The following is an 18005-nucleotide window of genomic DNA, read 5'->3' as shown; positions in this document are numbered from 1 at the left end:
CAGGTGCTGCCCTGATGTTTAACGGCGATCGCTCGCATTCGACTGAAATGTCCCTCAAATGCCGATCGCTAAAATTTGAACTAAATTTGCCGCAAATGCGCGTGAGTTTCGAAAAGCGGCATTCGCAACTTGGCGGTAGGGTGAAAACACCGGACAACCGGCCTGATTCGGCGACAAGAACCGGACGGGAAAACAGGATGGGCAACGACAATGTGGTTTCTGATCAAAGGATCCTTCTGGTTTGGCCTTGTGCTCGTGCTTCTGTCCGTCTTCAGCACGGAGAGTTCCGACACGCTGGCGGGCGGCCCGCACCTGCAGCTTTCCGACGCGTACACGGCGGCAAGCGGCGCCTATGACTATCTGACGGGCATGTGCTCGGAAAAACCCGAGGTCTGCACCAAGGGCGCCGAAACCATCACTGCGCTTGGCTACCGGGCCCGTGAAGGCGCCCGCGTCGCTTACGAACTTCTCGACAGCCAGTTCAAGGACGAGGCGCCGACGACCGCAAAACCCGCCGCACCTCAGGCGCCGGTCGCGCTTAACATGCCTTCGCTGGCGGCGCCCGCCATTCAGGAGAAGGCGCGCGAAGCAAAGGCAGCGCTGAACCAGCCGATGCCGTACCGTCCGCCGGTCGATGACGAAGCCCAGACCGTGGCGACCGGCGCGATCCCGCTGCCGACGCCGAAGCCGGCGATCTGACGAAATTTCTGGCGGGCACCCACCCGTAACCGTACCATTTTTTCCAGCTTGCATCGGTGGTCCGCATGACGCGGAAATGCCCCATGCCTGACGTGCCTGCCCTGTTTAATTTCAGCATGTTGCTGCGCCGTGAGGATGCCCATCCCTCACGGCGTTTCTTTCTCTATTGATGCAATCCTGGCAAAACCGCTGTGCGCTTTGCCTGACAAACCGCGTCACACTTTTCCCGAAATTGCTTTAACGGTTCAAATCCGCGGGTCTTTCACCTATATGCACTGGTAAGATTGAAAGGCTTTCCCATGGCATCCCTCGACCAGATCATCGACGACTTCACCTTCCTGGACGATTGGGAAGACCGATACCGCTATGTCATCGAACTCGGCAAGGCGCTGCCGGAGCTCGCCGAGGAGAAGCGCACCTCCGAAAACAAGGTGATGGGCTGCGCCAGCCAGGTGTGGCTGGTGACCCATGCGACCGGCAATCCCGATAACCCCGTCATGGAGTTCGAGGGTGATTCCGACGCCCATATCGTGCGCGGCCTTGTCGCCATCGTGCTTGCCACCTATTCAGGCAAGACGGCAGCCGAGATCGCCAGTCTCGATGCCTTCGAGATTTTCTCGAAGATCGGCCTGGTGGAGAACCTGTCATCGCAGCGTTCGAACGGGCTGCGGTCGATGGTCAACAGGATCCGGGAAGAAGCCAGGGTTCGAGCCGCGGCCTGAACGCGAGCGCAGCCGATCGACTTTGAGAGGCCGGCCAATCGATTCGGAAAGCGCTCCTGCCGAATCGAGTATATTATCGCCTGCTCATAGTATAGCAGCCATTCGAAGCCCGCCGGCAAAGCGTAAGATGGGGATCGCTCACATTATCCCGAGCGCCCGCTCGAATCATTTTCGGCGGCGCGAAATACTGAGTGATTATTGTCATCGCTTTGAAACGGCACACAAAAAAGCCGGGCACAAGACCCGGCTTTTGACGTCGATACTTTCGAAAGCTCAGCCGCGGCCGCGCTTGCGGCGCTGGCCAAGGCCCATCTCCTTTGCCAGGCGCGAACGCGCTTCGGCATAAGCGGGCGCGACCATCGGGTAATCGGTCGGCAGGTCCCACTTCTCGCGGTATTCTTCCGGCGAGAGGCTGTGATGGGTCATCAGGTGACGCTTGAGGGACTTGAAGTTGCCGCCGCATTCCAAACACGTGATCTGCTCGTCCTGTACGGACTTGCGGACAGAAACTGCAGGCTTCTGCTTTTCGACGACAGCCGCAGCAGGCTGCGGTACGGACGTGTTGCTCAGTGCCGAGTGCACGTCGGAAATCAGATTAGCCAGGTCGCTGACCGGGACAACATGGTTGCTGACATAAGCCGCGACGATGTCGGCCGTCAGTTCCACAAGCAGCTCCGGCGCATTGCCGGTCGCCATATCCGTCATATTTTTTCTCCTGTTAGCATGCTCAAACGGCCTTTGACTGACACGCCAAAGACCCGCCTCGTAGAAGCGAACAGCAAAAGCACGGGAAGCGACCTTCTGTTTCGAAAAACGCGAAATCCACCCCTAGATTCCGAAGAGCGAGACCTGTTCTTATACTGCCTGACTGCAAACCACTACGTCATGCCCCAGGCGATGGCCTCAGTTAGACATGAAAAATCAAAACTGAGGGACTTGGAAGCAGTACGATTGTAATTCACAATCAGAACTCTACTTGCATTTTCAAATAGCATCGTTTGGCCAAAAGGCCAATTATTATTTGTCGTTTTTCTTGAGAAAAAATGACGGATGAAGAATTAAGGCACGCTTGGGCAAGCTTTACTCACAGCTTCCTGTGCATAAGTTTTGCATAAATCTGGTAAAGCAGCGAAACGGCATAGGCTCAGCGCTTGCCGAGATCGTCGCGCACCGAGACGGCGCCGAGCTGATATCCCGAAAGGTGGGCGGCTCTCGCCAGCAGATGGGCGGAGACCGGCGCCGTCAGCAACAGAAAAACGAAGCCGGCAATGGCGCGGGCGAGAATCGCCAGGTCCTGCGAATAGAGGCCGGCGGCAAGCAGCAGCAGGCCGGAGCCGACCGTTCCCACCTTGGAGGCCGCGTGCATGCGCGTATAGAGATCGGGCAGCCTGAGCAGGCCGATCGCCGCCGAAAGCGCAAAGAGCGCGCCTGATATCAGCAGCAGAGCGGCGACGGCAGCGAGGATATAATCCATCATCGCTTCCTCCCTCCTCCGTGACGCTTTTTTGCACTGGCCTTTGTCGAAGAACTGGCCTTTGCCGGAGATGTGGGCGCCGGCGATTTGATGCTGCCGCGCGACAGCACGAATCGGGCGAAGGCGACGGTCGCCAGGAAGCCGACGAGGCCGAGCGAGATGGCGATATCGATATAGAGCGAAAAGCCTGTCTTGACCGCAATGACGGCGATGAGGCCGATTGATATGCCGGTCAGCATATCGAGAGCGAGGATCCGGTCCGGCAAGGTCGGGCCGGCAACAACGCGCCAGACGGTCAGAATCAGCGCCAGGCCGAGGATGATGAGGGCGGCCGAAGATGCGACGGCAACGATGTCGGCAGGGGTGATCACCGGAAGGCCTCCATGATCTTGCGCTCGAAACCATTGGCAATATCACGCCTGGCTGTCTCAGGATCGGAACAATCGAGCGCATGGACATAGAGCGTGCGGCGATCTCTGGAGACGTCGACCGAAAGCGTGCCGGGCGTCAGGGTGATGAGATTTGCGAGCAAGGTAATCTCGAAATCGCTCGTCACCGTCAGTGGAAAAGCAAAAATACCGGGTTTCAGCTTCATATCGGGCGAGAGGACGGTGAGCGTGACCCTCCAGGCCGACAGCGACAATTCCTTCAGGAACAGCGCAGCAAGCGAAAGCACCAGGCAGACACGGCGGATATATCCTCTGCCGCCGAAAGGCTCGCGGATGATGATGATCGCCACGGCGCCGAGCAGGAAACCGAAAACGAGATTATGCAGCGAGGCGCTGCCGGTCAGAGAGACCCAGGCAATGGCCAGCAGCAGGTTGAAGAGAAAGGCGGTCATTGCACGCCTCCAGGGAAGACCGAATGAAGATAGGCCTGCGGATCGGCAAGGCCGGCGGCTGCCGATTGCGACAGCGCCAGCAGCCGTTCCGGCAGGATGCCGAAGCCGATGACCAGAGCTGTCAGTGCGGCAAGCGGCAGGCCGGTGCGCCATCCGGCTTTCGACGGCGTCCGTACGACCGGCGCCGGGCGCCAATAGGCGAGCAGGAAGAGACGGCCGAAGGCGATCGTCGTCAGAAAACCGCCGGCAAGGATTGCCGCCGCCAGCCACCCGGCACCAAGATCGAGCGCGGCCTTGACGAGAATGACTTTCGGCCAGAAGCCGGAAAAGGGCGGCAGGCCGCAGGCGGCCAGGAAGAGCACGAGGGAGAGCGCGGTAAAGCCGCCGCTTTGCCGATAGAGCCCGCCGAGATCAGACAGCGCAAAGCCACCGCCACGCCGGGCGATCTCGCCGGCGGCAAGATAAAGCGCCGTCATCAGCACCATGGAATGGAGCGCATAGAAGACCGCGCCGCCGATGCCGCCAATGCCGCCGACGAGGTCGCCGCCGGGGCCACCGAGGGCGACCCCGGCAAGCATGTTGCCGATGCCGGATATGACGATATAGCCGAACAGTCTGCGGATATCGTTTTCCGCAAGCGCGCCGAGAGCGCCGACAATAATGGTCGCGGCAGCGGCGAGCGCGATCACCAGGCTGAGCTCTTTTCCTTCCACCGGCAGCAGCATGACCATCACCCTGATCAGTGCGTAGATGCCGACCTTGGTGAGCAGGCCGGCAAACAGCGCCGAGACGACGATGCGCGGCGTATGATAGGTGGCGGGCAGCCAGAAATTGACCGGGAAGGCCGCGGCCTTCATGGCGAAGGCAAGCAGGAAAAGGCTCGCCAGCGTCATCAGCGGCGCCGTGCCGCGCAAATCCCCCGCCCTTGCGGCGATATCGGCCATGTTGAGCGTGCCGAAGGCGGCATAGAGGATGCCGACGCCGATCAGGAACAGCGTCGTGGCGATGAGGTTCAGCACCGCATATTTCAGCGCGCCGTCGATCTGTTCGCGTTCTGAGCCGAGGATGATCAGCCCGAAAGAGGAAATCAGCAGCACCTCGAACCAAACATAGAGATTGAAGACATCGCCAGTGAGAAAGGCGCCGCTGACGCCGGCCATCAGCAGCATGAGCAGCGGAAAGAAACCGTAGCGGCGGCCGCTTTCACCGATATCGGCCAACGCATAGATGCCGCCGGCGAGCGCCGCAAGGGCCGAGGTGAAAGCCAGCAGCGCCCCGAGCAGATCGACGGTGAAGGCGATGCCGAAAGGCGGCAGCCAGCGCCCCATGACCATGGTGAGCGGTCCTTCGGCAGCGACCTTGGCAAGCAGCGCCGCATCGATCAGCACCAGGCCCGCAAGGCCCGCTATGGCAAGCCCGGCCTGCAGGCGGGGATAGGCGCGCAGCATCAGAAGGACGGCGCCGAGCGCGATGCAATGGACGACCGGCAGGACGGCGAGCCAATGGCCGATCGGCACCGGGGCGGTGATCAAGGCGGCGGAGAGATCGACGGCGGAGGTGGGGGCGGCCATCAGGGACGGCCTCCGGGATAGCAGGGGGCGTGCCGCGGGCTACCCCCCTCTGCCCTGCCGGGCATCTCCCCCACAAGGGGGGAGATCGGCAAGACGCACCCGCTTGCCGACATATCAATTTCACGCCAGGCGGCTTCGCCCATCCGAGGCATTTGGCTGGTCCGAGACGTCGCTCCCAGCCGATCTTCCCCCTTGTGGGGGAGATGCCCGGCAGGGCAGAGGGGGGTAAACATCCGCGCCGACATCCGCATCAATACCCCAATGGCGGCAGCGGCCGGTCGTCGGGCTCGGCGGCGCGCATCTGGCTGGTGTCGTCGGTGCCGAGGTCCTGATAGGCGCGGTAGGTCAGCACCAGCAGGAAGGCAAGGAAGGAGAAGGAGATGACGATCGCCGTCAGGATGAGGGCTTGCGGCAGCGGGTTGGCCGCGCCGGCGGGCAGGCTGTCGAGGCCCGCCGGGATGATCGGCGGCACTTCGCGCGTCAGCCGGCCTGATGTAAAGAGCAGCAGGTTGACCGAATTGCCGAGGATGGCGATGCCGAGCATGATGCGGATCGTGAATTTCGACAGCAGGAGATAGATGGCGGCGGCAAAGAACAGGCCGACGAGGATCGAAAGAAGCGGCTCCATCATTCCATCTCCTTTTCTTCCAGTGCCAGGGCGATCGAGGTGATGGCCCCGAAGACGACGAGATAAACGCCGACGTCGAAGAGCATGACGCTCGACAGCGGCACTTCGAGACCGAAGAGATTGGGATAGATCCAGAGGCCGGTCATGAAAGGAACGGCAAAAAACAGGGAAAGAAGACCTGCTGCCGTCGACAGCAGCAGGCCGAAGCCGGCAATCGACAGCGGATGGAAAAACAGCGCCCGGCGAACGGCGGCGACGCCGAGAGCAATGCCGTAGATTGCCAGTCCCGAGGCGGCGATCAGCCCGCCGATGAAACCGCCGCCCGGCTCGTTGTGGCCGCGCAACAGCACGAAAACCGAAAAAAGCAGCATCAGCGTGGTGAGGAACGGAGCGATGGTCCGGAAGATCAGGGTGTTCATCAGCCCTCCGCCTCCAGCGTGGGATCATTGGCGGCAAGCTTGCGCTCGCTGCCGGCGCGGATGCGGATCAGCGCCAGGATGGCAAGGCCGGTGACCGCGACGACGGCAATTTCGCCTAGCGTGTCCGTGCCGCGGAAATCGACGATGATGACGTTGACGACATTGGCGCCGTGGGCGATCGATTTCGAATAGGCGTTGAAGAAGAGCGTCAACGCATCGTTGAACGGCGCCTGCGTTGCCCGCATCAGCAGAAGCGTGAAACCGAGGCCGCAGGCCAATGCAAGCGCGCCGTCGAAGAGCCTGTGTGCGAGCGGGCGCCGATCGCCCGGCGAGAGGCGGAGCCTGGTCATGACCAGAGCGAGGATGACCACCGACAGGGTTTCGACCATGAACTGGGTGAAGGCCAGGTCCGGTGCGCCGAACAGCAGGAAGATGATGGCGACGGCAAAGCCCTGGATGCCGAGCGAGACGATCGCCGTCAGCCGGTCGCGGGCGACAAGCACGGCCGCAAGGCCGAAGGCGGCAATCAGCAAGACCGCCCATTCATGGAGCCGGACATCGGTGGGCCAGGCGGGAGGGTGCGGCAGTTCGCCATGGACGACAGGAGGAATGAGGAGGACGGCGGCGACTGCGAGGAAGGTGCAGGTGACATAGATCTGCAGCCGTCCCGGCTGGAGGACACGCGTGAGCCGGCCGGCGAAGCGGACAAGCCCCGATACGGCAAGGTCGAAACCATGATCCGGGCCGCTCCCGGCCGCGCTGAGGAAACGGGCCATCGCCGAGCGGGCGGGCGCGAGCTGCCGGTACACGCCGATGCCGAGCAGTATGGTCAGGGCGGAGAGCCCCAGGGGCAGGCCTGGATGCAGCACCAGCGAAATGTCTATGTCGGCGGGGGTCTGGCGGATGGCGGCTGCGATCGGCGAGGACAGGACGGCGTGGGTGAAATTCGAAAAGACCGCGGCAAACATGCCGAGGGCAGCGAGAACGGCTGGGCCGAGCCAGAGCAGGACGGGCGCTTCATGCGGATGTTTCGGCGTCTCCAGCGGCTTGCCGAGAAAGGGTTTCAGCCCGACAGCGAAGGCGACGGCAAACATCAGCGCGTTGCCGAAGACGGTGATGGCGGTGAACGTCAGCGCGCGGACATCGCCGCCGACCAATGCCGCATAGATCTCCTCCTTGGCGAGGAAGCCGAAGAAGGGCGGCAGGCCGGCCATGGAGAACGCCGCCGCAACTGCGATGATTGATGTCAGCGGCATCGCCCGCATCAGGCCGCCGAGCCTGGTGATATCGCGCGTGCCGGTTTCGTGATCGATGATACCGGCGACCATGAACAGCGCGCCCTTGAAGAGGCAATGCGCCACCAGATAGAGCGCCGCCGCCGCCACGGCATATTCCGAGCCGAAACCGATCAGCATGACCAGCAGGCCGAGCGAGGAAACGGTGCTATAGGCGAGCTTGAGCTTCAAGTCGGCCTGGCCGACGGCAAGCGCGGCGCCGACCACCAGCGTCAGCCCGCCGAAAAAGGGCAGAAGGATTTCCCAGGCGGTGGTCGCTCCCATGATGGGGTTGAGCCGCATCAGCAGATAGACGCCGGCCTTCACCATGGTGGCCGAATGCAGATAGGCCGATACCGGCGTCGGCGCTTCCATGGCGTTCGGCAGCCAGAAGTGGAATGGAAACTGCGCCGACTTGGTGAAGGCGCCGCCCAGGACCAGGATGAGGACGGCGAGATAGAACGGGCTTTCGCGGAGGAGATCGCCGAATCCCATGAGCTGCGACATCCGGGTGACGCCTGTGATGTTCCAGAGGAGCAGCAGGCCGGCAAGCAGACAGAGCCCTCCCCCGCCGGTCACCACCAAGGCCTGCAGGGCAGCGCGGCGAGCCGCCGCTCGCTCGTGATCGAAGCCGATCAGCAGGAAGGAGGTGATCGATGTCAGTTCCCAGAAGACGAAGAGCATCAGGAAGCTGTCGGAAACGACGACGCCGAGCATGGCGCCCATGAACAGGAAGATGAAGGAGAAGAAGCGGCCCTGATCCTTGTGTCCCTTGAGGTAGCCGCCGGCATAAAGCACGATCAGCGTGCCGATGCCGGTGATCAGCAGCGCGAAAGCCAGCGACAGGCCGTCGAGGAACCAGGAGAAGGAGAGATTGAAACTCGGCACCCAGGCATAACCGCCGGTGACGACCTCGCCGCGCGCGATCTTGGGAATGAAACGCAGGAAATGCAGGAAGGCCAGCAAGGGCGCGATCGCCAGCAGCCAGGCGCCGTTGGCGCCGAAGATGCGGATGACGAAGGGGGCGGCAAGAGCGCCGGCAAGCGGCAGACACAGGGCCAGAAATGTCAGAGCCGTGACATCGGCCATGTCTCCTCCCCAACCGCGATAAACGAAGCGCCGGCGAAAACCGGCCCGTCTTCTGACTTAGGCGAAACGGGAGGGCGTCTCAAGCGATTTCGGCCGCAGGCGATGTTCGACGTAATCAAGCGGCCGATCGGGAACGACGCGTCAGCAGCCGGACGACGCAGCCGTGCAGGACGAAGACCACAAGCGTCAGCGGCCACAGCAAACAGGCGAAAAGCCCGGCCAGACGATGGAACGTCAAGCCGTCATGGTTGGCCCAGCCCTCCAGGAGCGTGACCGCCATGGCGGCTGCGGCTACGAGGCCGTAGAGCAGGACGATTGCTGCTTCAAACACCAGTGATTCCCCAATACACGTAACATTAACCCTAACAGAAAACCCCTAACGGATGTAAGAGCAAGCGTCCTCCCCAAAAAGCGGTACACGGCGAATTGGGCGGGATGGTGCCCAAGGCTTGATGAATCGGAGACGGCGCACCACATTTTCTCGCAAAACGGAACCGCCCCTCGGCGAAAGGAGCATGGCATGTCCGAAACTGCAACCACCGCCAAGATCCATAAGACCGATGCGGAATGGAAAGAACAGCTCACCCCCGAGCAATATCGCATCACCCGCCAGCACGGCACCGAGCGCGCCTTCACCGGCCCCTACTGGGATTCCTTCGAGACCGGGCTTTACCGCTGTGTCGGCTGCAATGCCCCGCTTTTCCGCTCCGACACCAAATTCGATGCCGGCTGCGGCTGGCCGAGCTATTTCGAAGCGGTATCACCCGATGCGGTGACCGAACATCGCGACACGGCCTTCGGCATGGTGCGCACCGAAATCCGCTGCGGCAGCTGCGAAGCCCATCTTGGCCACGTCTTCCCCGACGGCCCGCCGCCGACCGGCCTGCGCTACTGCATCAACGGCCATGCCATGGTGTTCGAGCCGGGGGAATAGGCGTTCGGCGCAGCAAGCGGCTCATCCCGATGCGATGAGCCGCTGATGGACTGGTGATCCAACGGGCAGAAGAAGGCTGATGGCGCGAGGTATTCTCAGGACGGACCGGCTGATACTACGTGAGATCACGCTTGCCGATCTGCCGTTTCTCCATCGCATTTTCGGTGATGCCGAATGCATGCGTTATTACCCCGGCATCAAGAGCTTCGACGAAACCGGAAGCTGGTTTCAGAGGCTCGCTTTCGACAGCTATGCCAATCACGGTTTCGGCCTCTGGGCGGTGACGGACCGGCAGAGCGGCACATTGCTCGGCGATTGCGGCATCACGTTGCAGGAAACCTCCGCAGGGCTGGAACCCGAGATCGGCTACCACCTGTGGCGCGACCACTGGGGCAAGGGTTATGCGGCCGAGGCGGCGAGCGCCTGCCGGGACTACGCGCTTGAAGCCCTCGGCCGTGCGCGCATCGTCTCCATCGTCAGGCCCGACAACATTCGCTCGCAACGGGTCGCGGAACGGGTGCATCGGCGGCGGGAAACATTCGTCAAAGCCGCGGGCTCAGATGGAGACAAAGTGGAGTTCCACCTCTATATTACGAAGAAGTCATAGGGTTTTCTGACTTCTCCGTTTGTTTTCAGATGCTTTCGGAGAAACCCGATGCGGCACTTTGGCTGGAATTGCGCGAGGGACTCCGCGCTTCGCCCTCAACCTCCGTCATGCTCGGGCTTGACCCGAGCATCCATGCGCGGTGGCGGAAATCTCGAAGATCGTGGCTCGCTCTTCAGCCTCGACTGGATCGCTCCGCCTCTCCTGCAGTGCTCGTCGCGTGGATCCTCGGGTCAAGCCCGAGGATGACGGAGAGTGGGGAAATCTAGAGAATCCCAGGAAACGGTACCCAACTCGACGACGCGGCCAAACCCCACCCGATCACTCGTGCTCGGCAGGGCATGGCCAGCTTGTCGGGGTGGAGAGGCCGGCAGGGAGTTTGGTCGAGGCATCGCCGCAGGCGAGGTCGATCTGGGCCTGTTCGAGCCCGGATGCGGCCGAGAGATCAAGGCCTTCGATGCGGGTCAGGAACATGAAGGCGCGCTCGAATATCGCCGGGCCTTCGAAAGTGGCGTTGGAGAGATCGGCACGGGAGAGATTGGCGAAAGCGAATTTCGCGCCCGTCAGCACCGCCTTGTCGAAATCGGCGCGGCCGAGCTCCGCCTTTTCGAAGCTGGCGCCGGCAAGCCGGGCGCCGGCGAAATTGGCGCGCTGCAGCTCGGCGCCGGCAAAGGACGCGCCTTCGGCGGCAATATTGGCGAAGCTGGCGCGATAGGCCTCGATCTTGGCGAAGTTGGCGCCTTCGGCGTGGGCGCCCTCGAGCGAGGCGCGCACCAAAGTCGCCTTTTCGAGATTGGCGGATTTGACATTGGCGCCGGCGAGATCGGTCAGCGAGAAATCGGTGCCGAAGAGGTTGGCGCCTTCGAGATCACTGCCCTGCAGCATCAGGTTCTTCTTGGTGCATTCCTGCCAGTCGAGCTTCGGCGAGGCCAGGCTGCCGCAATCGGCGGCCCGGGCGGCAACCGGCGGAAATGCCAGAAGGACGAGGGCAAGGAGACCGAGCGACGATGCGTGCATTGCCATTGAACTGTTCACCTCCATGACATTCGGGCATTTTCGGGCACGACGGTTTCGAGCATGCCGTTCTGAAGCCGCCTCTCGCGAAGCAGGCTGCCTCCCCTTTCTTACACAGCTCAGACTACAATAAAAAGATGGCGAGCGCCCTTCACAAAGGGTTGCCGGGAGTTGCCGGATCAGGCCTGAGGCAGACGGAGCTCCATGCAGGTCAGATCAAGCCAGCGGCCAAACTTGGTGCCGACCTCGGAAAATCGGCCGGCGATGCGGAAACCGAGCTTTTCGTGCAGCCGGATCGAAGCGGTATTCTCAGCCTCGATGCCGGCGATCATCACATGGATATTGCCGGCCGCGGCCCGGACGATCAGCTCCCGCATCAGGCGCTCGCCGATGCCGGCGCCGCGGCAATCCTTGTCGACATAGACGGAATGCTCGACCGTGTGGCGATAGCCGTCGAAGGCCCGCCAATCACCGTAGGAGGCGTAGCCCGCGACCTTGCCCGAGAGTTCGGCGACGATGACCGGAAAGCCGCGCGCCTTGCGCGCTTTCATCCATTCCCGCCGGTTGTCGAGATCGACCAGCGTATCGTTCCAGATTGCCGTCGTGTGTTCGACGGCGTGATTGTAGATATCGCGGATGGCGGAAAGATCAGCTTCGCTGGCGTCGCGGAGGAGAACGGCGTCTGTCATGATTGCCCGGCTCGAATTGACTGCCGGGATGGCATACGCCCCGCTCCCGAAGATGTAAACGGCGGCTTCGGGAACAGCTCGTGTCAAACGCCCGGCGCCGACAGGCTGAAACAGGTGAAGACGGCCGAATAATGCACGGCTGCGGCGGTAACGACGAAACCATGCCAGATGGCGTTCTGGAAGCGCAGCTTCTCCCAGACATGAAAAATGACGCCGAGCGAATAGATGACGCCGCCGATGACGATCAGCAGCATCGAAGCGGATGGAATGCGCGCGGCGACGGGCCCGGCCACCAGCACGCCGCTCCAGCCCATGGCGAGGTAAAGCAGGATGGCTAGACGGTCGTAACGCCCGGGAAAGACGCATTTCAGCACGATGCCGGCGACGGCGAACAGCCAGATCGCCACCAGCATGAAGAAGAGCAGCGGATCGTCGGCGCCGCGTTGGAGGAAGGGCGTGTAGGTCGCCGCGATCAGCAGGAAGATCGCCGAGTGATCGAAGCGGCGCAGGTACCATTTGGTGGGCGACACCGGCCAGGCATTGTAGGAAAAGGAAATGGCGAGCGTCAGCACCAGCCCGACGCCATAGATCCAGGCGGCGGCGAGCGCGCCGTAAGAGCTCCAGAGCGTGGCATAGAAGATCAGCACGGTGGCGCCGATCAGCGCCAGCACGAGGCCGACGCCATGGACGATGCCGTCGGCGATCAGTTCATATTTGTCGTAAACCCAGCGAATACCGTTGAACTCGGCCATGCGCGCCAATCCGTTTTGGACCCCGCCTGCAATCGTCTCATCGAACAGACGGGTGCGCAACTGCGGCTAAGCGCACAGGTGGTAAATCTTCGTGACAGGCCGCAAGACCTGCCGCACTCAGATCTTTTGCCGGTCGACCAGCACCGAGCACTTGGCATGGCGCACGACCCGGTCGGCGGTGGCGCCGATGAAGTAGTTGGAAAAGTCCGGAACATGCGAGGCTACGATGATCAGGTCGGCGCCGTGGCTTTCGGCGGTCGAGATGATCGCTTTGGCGGGTGGGCCGTTGCGGATCTCGACGGTTGCCGCAATACCGGTCGTGGCGACCAGCGTTTCCAACTGGTCGCGGCTATCCTGCATGGCGTCCTCGACCATATTGGCCGGCAGTTCGACCGCGACATAGGTCGGTATATCCTCGATGACGTTGAGGGCGATAATCTCGCCGCCGGCGTCGAGCAGAGACGCCGCCTTGCGGAGGATCTTCTCTCCCTTTTCGATGCCGCCGAGCGCCACCGCGACGATGATCTTCCTATACATGGCTCCCTCCATGACTGCGATGCATAAGCTTCCTCTAAAAAGATATGATCGCATTGATCGCAATCAAGTGGGCGCAAGTCATCGTCAACAATTCCTCAACGCTTCATCCTCAAAAACGTGTCTTCTGTGAACAATCCGAATGCGCCATATAGAGCTCAAGTACGGCAACCGAGGAGACAGAGGCGAATGAACCGGCGAAACTTCCTCGGGCTTGCTGCGGGCGGCACTTTTGCCGCCACCGCCGGTACGCCTTCCATTCTACAGGCCGGATCAAGGGCAGGAGAACAATCCATGACGACCGAAACTTCCTATGCGCTGACGCGGCCCGCCTATGTCGACCAGTCGCACCTCGTCGTCACCGACCTCGGCCTGGTTTCCGGCTTCTATCAATCGATGCTCGGCCTGAAGGTCATCGAGAAGACGGCGAGCGGCGAAGTGCTGGGCGCCGGCGGGCAGCCGCTGCTGACGCTGACGACAGCGAAGAACGCCGCGATCGCGCCGCGCAACGCCGCCGGCCTTTTCCACACTGCCTTCCTGATGCCTGACAGGGTCGAGCTGGCCCGCTGGCTGCGCCATGCAGCCCATAACAATGTCGTGCTCGACGGGGCCTCCGACCATCTGGTCAGCGAGGCGATCTATCTTTCCGACCCCGAAGGCAACGGCATCGAAATCTATGCCGATCGGCCACACGAACAATGGAAATTCGATCAGGACGGTATGGTCGATATGGCAACGCTGCGCCTCGACCTGCAGGCGCTCTATGACAGCGCACCCGAAGACCGCTGGGATGGCATGGCTTTGGGAACGGCGATCGGCCACCTGCATCTGCAGGTCGGCGATATTCCGAAAGCAGACGCCTTCTATCGCGACGTGCTCGGCCTCAAGCTGATGGCGAGCCGTCCGGGCGCGAGCTTCTTTGCCACCGGCGGCTACCATCACCATATCGCCGCCAATATCTGGAACAGCCGGGGCGCAACGGCACGCGCCGCCAACATGACCGGACTGTCGGACTACAAGATCCGCTTCAACGACAAGGCGACGCTGGATGCGGCGGTCGCCAAGCTCGACGAACTGGAGATCAAGAGCGAGAAGCGCGACGGCGGCACCTTCCTCAGGGATCCCTGGGGCATCGGCCTGACGCTGTCGGCCTGATACCCACGCATCGGCCGCTATTGGACTTTCTCGGTGCCGGCGGGGTTATCGTCAAAGGTGCCGGAGCCGGACGGCTGCGTATTGATCGGATCCGGCTTGGTCGACGCCGTGGCTGCCGGGTCGTTTTGACTGGGGTCAGGCCAGATCGCGACGCTGACGCCGGCGATGATCACTACCACCAGGCCCGCCAAGATGACCGTCCAACCCCACCATTGCCGCTGTTCGGCAGCTTTCAGCGTCGCCTCGTCGGCATAAGGCGGGTCGGTGCTGTAGGCCTTGGTGGATTTCGTCTGATCGGGATCTGCGGTCATCGTTTTAACTGCTGCCCAGGGCGAATTCCGGCAGGCGAAAACTTGTTCCGGCAGCGGATCGCAAATTGCATGCGGGATGCTGTCGACGGTGACCGCGCCCGCCTGCGCTGCAGGAAATACGTCATGCCGGCGGCAGTGGCGGCAACCGGGCGGAACCGGAACCGCATCAGCGCGTTTCCATCGCGAAGCAATGGGGCTTCGGGGACCTCACCGCATGGGCATCGCCAACGGCATCCGCAAACATGCAAAGAAGATCGCCATCGGCGAACGCCACACCAGCGCCTGGGCGCAGACGCTGAAGGAGACGGCGGAAGAGCTGCCGCCGCCGCCGCTGCACCGGCTGGAAAAGGACGGGCTCGACATCAGCATGGCCTGGGCGATCATCGGCATCTTCGCCATACTCGGCCTTGCCGCCGTCTACATGATGTCGCTGATCCTCATCCCGATCACGCTTGCCGTCGTCGTCGGCATGATCCTCGGCATGGCGGCGGAAAACCTCAGCAAAATGGGCGTGCCGCGGCTTGCCAACGCCGTCTTGCTGTCAAGTTGCGTCGCGCTGGTGATCTTCCTGCTGGTCAACTCGCTCGCCGGTCCGCTGGTGGCGTTCGCCAATGAAGCGCCGGCTTTTGCCGAGCGGACCATCAACCGCGTCATGCCCTATCTCGAGCGCATTCAATGGCTGCACATCACGCCGGCGACATTCGAAAGCGGGCCGATGTCGATCGGAGCGCTGATCGAAAACACCGGCAATGTGCTGCATGTGGTGACCACCAGCCTGACGCCGGCACTGGTGCAGGGGATGATCTTCTTTGCGGCGCTGCTGCTGTTCCTCGCCAGCCGGGTCAACCTGCGCAAGGCAATCATCATGACCTTCCGCACCCGCACGCAGCGCCTGGCAGCAATCCGCGTCATCAATGGCGTCGAACAGGTGCTCGGCTTCTATTTCGCCACAGCCTCGCTGATCTATATCGGGCTCGGCGTGGTCATGACGATCATCGCCTATGCCAGCGGGCTGGCGGCGCCGGTGCTCTGGGGTTTCTTCGCCTTCCTGTCGAGTTTCATCCCCTATCTCGGCATCACGCTGATGACGCTTGCCGTCGCGATCGCCGGCATCCTCACCTATGACAGCCTGTTCACCGGGCTGATGCCGGCCGCGGCCTTCTTCACCGTGCATCTTCTCATGGAGAACCTGATCTTCCCGGCGGTGATGGGACGGCGGCTGGAAATCAATCCCTTCATCGTCTTCCTCGCCATCCTGTTCTGGACATGGATGTGGGGTGCGGTCGGCGCCATGCTGGCACTGCCGCTGTCGCTTATCGTCATGACTGTTATCGATGAACTGCTGATCGAGGAAAAACCGCAGCCGCAATTGCCGAAGTGAACCGAACGGGAGGCGTGGATGGCATCCGATCTCGACCTCAACGAATCCGATCACGACCAGATGGTCAGCGGCCGATCTCTCTGGGGGAAAAGCGGCATGCGGCCGCAATGGCGGCCGATCGAACAGAGTTTTTGCGCCGAGGTGGCGGTGATCGGCGGCGGCATCACCGGCGCATTGGTGGGCGAACATCTGTCGGCGCGTGGTTTTTCCGTAGTGATCATCGACCAGGAGGAGCCCGGCTTCGGCAGCACGTCGGCGAGCACAGCGATGCTGCAATGGGAAATCGACAGCACGCTGACCGAGCTTGAGGATTATTACGGCTTCGAGCGCGCGGCCGGCATCTACCGCCGCAGTGGTGCGGCGGTCGCCGGCCTTTCCAAGCTGATTGCCGCAAACGGAATTGCCTGCGGCTTCCGGTCACGCAACACGCTCTATCTTGCCGGCAATCGCGAAGGCGCGCGAGACCTTCTGGAGGAGCGCCAGCTTCGCCGTCGGGCGGGTCTGCCGGGCGTCTATCTCGAACATCCCGATCTCTTCACCCAGTTCGAAATCGACCGGGATGCGGCGATCTTTTCGCCGAGTTCGGCGGAGTGCGACCCGCTGCTCCTGACCTGGGCGCTGATCGACATGGCCGTTCGGCGCGGCACGCGGCTGGTAAAGGCGTCCGTGACGGCGCTTCACAGCGAAGGCGATCATGTCACGGCCGAGACGGACGAAGGCCACCTCATCGAGGCGCGCCATGTCGTGCTTGCGACCGGCTATTCGATGCCGGGCTTCGACATGCCGAAGCTGCACCGCGTCAGTTCGAGCTGGGCACTCGCCACCGTGCCGCAGGATCCGGCAAATTTCTGGCGCGACAGGGCGCTGATCTGGGAAGACAACCACCCTTATCTCTATATGCGCACGACAGCCGACAACCGCATCGTTGCCGGCGGTGAGGATGATGGCACAATCGATCCCGAAATGCGCGACCGCAAGCTGCCGGCAAAGACCATGGCAATCCAGGAAAAGATGAAGCGGCTATGGCCGAAGGCGGATACGCGGGTGGAGCACGCCTGGTGCGGAACCTTCGGCGAGACCGCCGACGGCCTGCCGCTGATCGGCCCGGTGCCCGAGATGCCGCATGTGTTCGCAGCCTACGGCTACGGCGGGAACGGCATCACCTTTTCCTACCTCGCAGCCCAGATGATCGGCGCGATGTTGGCCGGCATGCATCGCGACTGGTTCGAGGATTTTGCGCTTGATCGGGATGGGCCGGGGTTGGCGCGTTTCCATTCGGGCGTTCATCGAAACGTGACGGAAAGCCAAAGGCACTGAAACTTCAGTTGGTCTAGCTCGCTTGTTTTCCCGTCATCCGCAATTCTTCAACGTGCTTGGCCACTTCGCGAACGTCTGGGATACCGAGAAAGCCGAATTTTTTGACACTATCTCCGTCTCCCTCCCGACGGTAAGTGAGGGTTCCTGAGCGATCCCATTTTTCCCTGACCTCCACAACGTTGATGGCTGTCGGCGCTATCGTCGTCACGCGTCGCCTGATCATATTTCGGATGATAAGAAGCCTGCGATCGGTGACGGCGTAAGCGGTTCGACTTGTCGCAATCACCTCGAAAACCACGCGCGCGATAGCCGCGATGCCAATGAGCGCGAAAATTCCGGGGAATATGATGCCCATGATTCCAGCTGGCTTATCGATGCTGACAACCTGGTTATCTGCCGGCAACAGCAAAATGGAACCCAGGATCGAGAAGAGCACGCCAAGAAACACGTCGGGCCATTTAAAAACGAAAGTTCCCCAGGCAGTTGGCTGCCCTGTCCAAACAATCACTTCCGCGGGATGAAGCTCATTTCGAATTTCACTTTCGACATCCCAAATCGCACGAAACATGCGTTCCCCTACGTCCCCTCAACCGAACA

Annotated in this window: 21 protein-coding genes and 1 pseudogene; 7 read left to right on the top strand and 15 right to left on the bottom strand. The window is 61.8% G+C overall.

What is annotated here, in order from left to right; genetic code table 11:
* Positions 1-210: 210 nt before the first annotated feature.
* Both RHEC894_RS06250 and RHEC894_RS06245 read left to right on the top strand, forming a co-directional pair.
* Positions 211-699 carry a DUF5330 domain-containing protein gene (locus RHEC894_RS06250; protein ID WP_085736643.1) on the top strand — a complete coding sequence of 163 codons (489 nt, stop codon included), beginning with the start codon at positions 211-213 and terminating at the stop codon, positions 697-699.
* Positions 700-998: 299 nt separating this feature from the next.
* Complete coding sequence (locus RHEC894_RS06245) at positions 999-1421, top strand: SufE family protein (protein ID WP_010067216.1); 423 nt, start codon at positions 999-1001, stop codon at positions 1419-1421.
* 273 nt (positions 1422-1694) lie between these two features.
* Here the strand turns inward: RHEC894_RS06245 and RHEC894_RS06240 are convergent, their stop codons facing one another.
* The 9 genes from RHEC894_RS06240 to RHEC894_RS06195 all read right to left on the bottom strand — a co-directional run bounded on the left by RHEC894_RS06240 (position 1695) and on the right by RHEC894_RS06195 (position 9048).
* Positions 1695-2126 (bottom strand): MucR family transcriptional regulator, encoded by a 432-nt coding sequence (locus RHEC894_RS06240; protein WP_011424588.1) that lies wholly within the window; start codon positions 2124-2126, stop codon positions 1695-1697.
* A gap of 439 nt (positions 2127-2565) precedes the next feature.
* Entirely contained in the window at positions 2566-2898 is a 333-nt protein-coding gene (mnhG, locus tag RHEC894_RS06235; RefSeq protein WP_085736642.1) for a monovalent cation/H(+) antiporter subunit G, read from the bottom strand.
* On the bottom strand, positions 2895-3266 hold the full coding sequence (locus RHEC894_RS06230) for a cation:proton antiporter (RefSeq protein WP_085736641.1): 372 nt from the start codon (positions 3264-3266) through the stop codon (positions 2895-2897). The genes mnhG and RHEC894_RS06230 overlap by 4 nt, the downstream gene beginning before the upstream one ends.
* A complete protein-coding gene (locus tag RHEC894_RS06225; RefSeq protein ID WP_085736640.1) occupies positions 3263-3736 on the bottom strand; it encodes a Na+/H+ antiporter subunit E in 474 nt (157 codons plus the stop codon). The genes RHEC894_RS06230 and RHEC894_RS06225 overlap by 4 nt, the downstream gene beginning before the upstream one ends.
* Complete coding sequence (locus RHEC894_RS06220; RefSeq protein WP_085736639.1) at positions 3733-5307, bottom strand: Na+/H+ antiporter subunit D; 1575 nt, start codon at positions 5305-5307, stop codon at positions 3733-3735. The genes RHEC894_RS06225 and RHEC894_RS06220 overlap by 4 nt, the downstream gene beginning before the upstream one ends.
* Positions 5308-5557: 250 nt before the next feature.
* Positions 5558-5935: a Na+/H+ antiporter subunit C gene (locus RHEC894_RS06210; protein ID WP_010068037.1), complete on the bottom strand. Its 378-nt coding sequence runs from the start codon at positions 5933-5935 to the stop codon at positions 5558-5560.
* Positions 5935-6354: a Na(+)/H(+) antiporter subunit B gene (locus tag RHEC894_RS06205; RefSeq protein WP_010068036.1), complete on the bottom strand. Its 420-nt coding sequence runs from the start codon at positions 6352-6354 to the stop codon at positions 5935-5937. The genes RHEC894_RS06210 and RHEC894_RS06205 overlap by 1 nt, the downstream gene beginning before the upstream one ends.
* Positions 6354-8717 (bottom strand): putative monovalent cation/H+ antiporter subunit A, encoded by a 2364-nt coding sequence (locus RHEC894_RS06200; RefSeq protein ID WP_085736638.1) that lies wholly within the window; start codon positions 8715-8717, stop codon positions 6354-6356. The genes RHEC894_RS06205 and RHEC894_RS06200 overlap by 1 nt, the downstream gene beginning before the upstream one ends.
* Positions 8718-8832: 115 nt before the next feature.
* Entirely contained in the window at positions 8833-9048 is a 216-nt protein-coding gene (locus tag RHEC894_RS06195) for a hypothetical protein (RefSeq protein ID WP_085736637.1), read from the bottom strand.
* Positions 9049-9237: 189 nt separating this feature from the next.
* Here RHEC894_RS06195 and msrB point away from each other — a divergent pair, with 189 nt between their 5' ends.
* Positions 9238-9651, top strand: coding sequence for a peptide-methionine (R)-S-oxide reductase MsrB (gene msrB, locus RHEC894_RS06190; RefSeq protein WP_085736636.1), 414 nt, complete (start codon positions 9238-9240; stop codon positions 9649-9651).
* Positions 9652-9730: 79 nt separating this feature from the next.
* Positions 9731-10258 (top strand): GNAT family N-acetyltransferase, encoded by a 528-nt coding sequence (locus RHEC894_RS06185; RefSeq protein ID WP_085736635.1) that lies wholly within the window; start codon positions 9731-9733, stop codon positions 10256-10258.
* Positions 10259-10576: 318 nt separating this feature from the next.
* On the opposite strand, the gene RHEC894_RS06180 is transcribed toward RHEC894_RS06185, so the two are convergent.
* From RHEC894_RS06180 to RHEC894_RS06165, 4 genes are all read right to left on the bottom strand, one after another.
* A complete protein-coding gene (locus RHEC894_RS06180) occupies positions 10577-11278 on the bottom strand; it encodes a pentapeptide repeat-containing protein (RefSeq protein ID WP_085738875.1) in 702 nt (233 codons plus the stop codon).
* Positions 11279-11448: 170 nt separating this feature from the next.
* Entirely contained in the window at positions 11449-11988 is a 540-nt protein-coding gene (locus tag RHEC894_RS06175; RefSeq protein WP_085738874.1) for a GNAT family N-acetyltransferase, read from the bottom strand.
* A 53-nt stretch (positions 11989-12041) separates the two neighbouring features.
* Positions 12042-12710, bottom strand: a complete 669-nt coding sequence (locus RHEC894_RS06170) for a hemolysin III family protein (RefSeq protein WP_085738873.1) — start codon at positions 12708-12710, stop codon at positions 12042-12044.
* A 117-nt stretch (positions 12711-12827) separates the two neighbouring features.
* The gene (locus tag RHEC894_RS06165) at positions 12828-13247 is read right to left on the bottom strand and encodes a universal stress protein (protein ID WP_010063341.1); all 420 of its coding nucleotides are present in this window, start codon (positions 13245-13247) and stop codon (positions 12828-12830) included.
* Positions 13248-13433: 186 nt separating this feature from the next.
* On the opposite strand from RHEC894_RS06165, the gene RHEC894_RS06160 reads away from it, so the two are divergent.
* A complete protein-coding gene (locus RHEC894_RS06160) occupies positions 13434-14399 on the top strand; it encodes a VOC family protein (protein ID WP_206427898.1) in 966 nt (321 codons plus the stop codon).
* Positions 14400-14437: 38 nt separating this feature from the next.
* On the opposite strand, the pseudogene RHEC894_RS06155 reads toward RHEC894_RS06160, so the two are convergent.
* A pseudogene (locus RHEC894_RS06155) lies at positions 14438-14710 on the bottom strand (hypothetical protein); the annotation flags it as partial.
* Between the two features lie 214 nt (positions 14711-14924).
* Here RHEC894_RS06155 and RHEC894_RS06150 point away from each other — a divergent pair.
* A complete protein-coding gene (locus tag RHEC894_RS06150; RefSeq protein WP_085736633.1) occupies positions 14925-16091 on the top strand; it encodes an AI-2E family transporter in 1167 nt (388 codons plus the stop codon).
* Between the two features lie 18 nt (positions 16092-16109).
* Entirely contained in the window at positions 16110-17408 is a 1299-nt protein-coding gene (locus RHEC894_RS06145) for an FAD-dependent oxidoreductase (protein ID WP_085736632.1), read from the top strand.
* 13 nt (positions 17409-17421) lie between these two features.
* On the opposite strand, the gene RHEC894_RS06140 is transcribed toward RHEC894_RS06145, so the two are convergent.
* Positions 17422-17976 carry a PH domain-containing protein gene (locus RHEC894_RS06140; RefSeq protein ID WP_085736631.1) on the bottom strand — a complete coding sequence of 185 codons (555 nt, stop codon included), beginning with the start codon at positions 17974-17976 and terminating at the stop codon, positions 17422-17424.
* Positions 17977-18005 lie beyond the last annotated feature (29 nt).

This window comes from Rhizobium sp. CIAT894 (genome assembly GCF_000172795.2).
Classification (GTDB): Bacteria; Pseudomonadota; Alphaproteobacteria; order Rhizobiales; family Rhizobiaceae; genus Rhizobium.
Note: the sequence above shows the minus strand (reverse complement) of the source record. Positions and strands in the feature narration are given on the sequence as shown.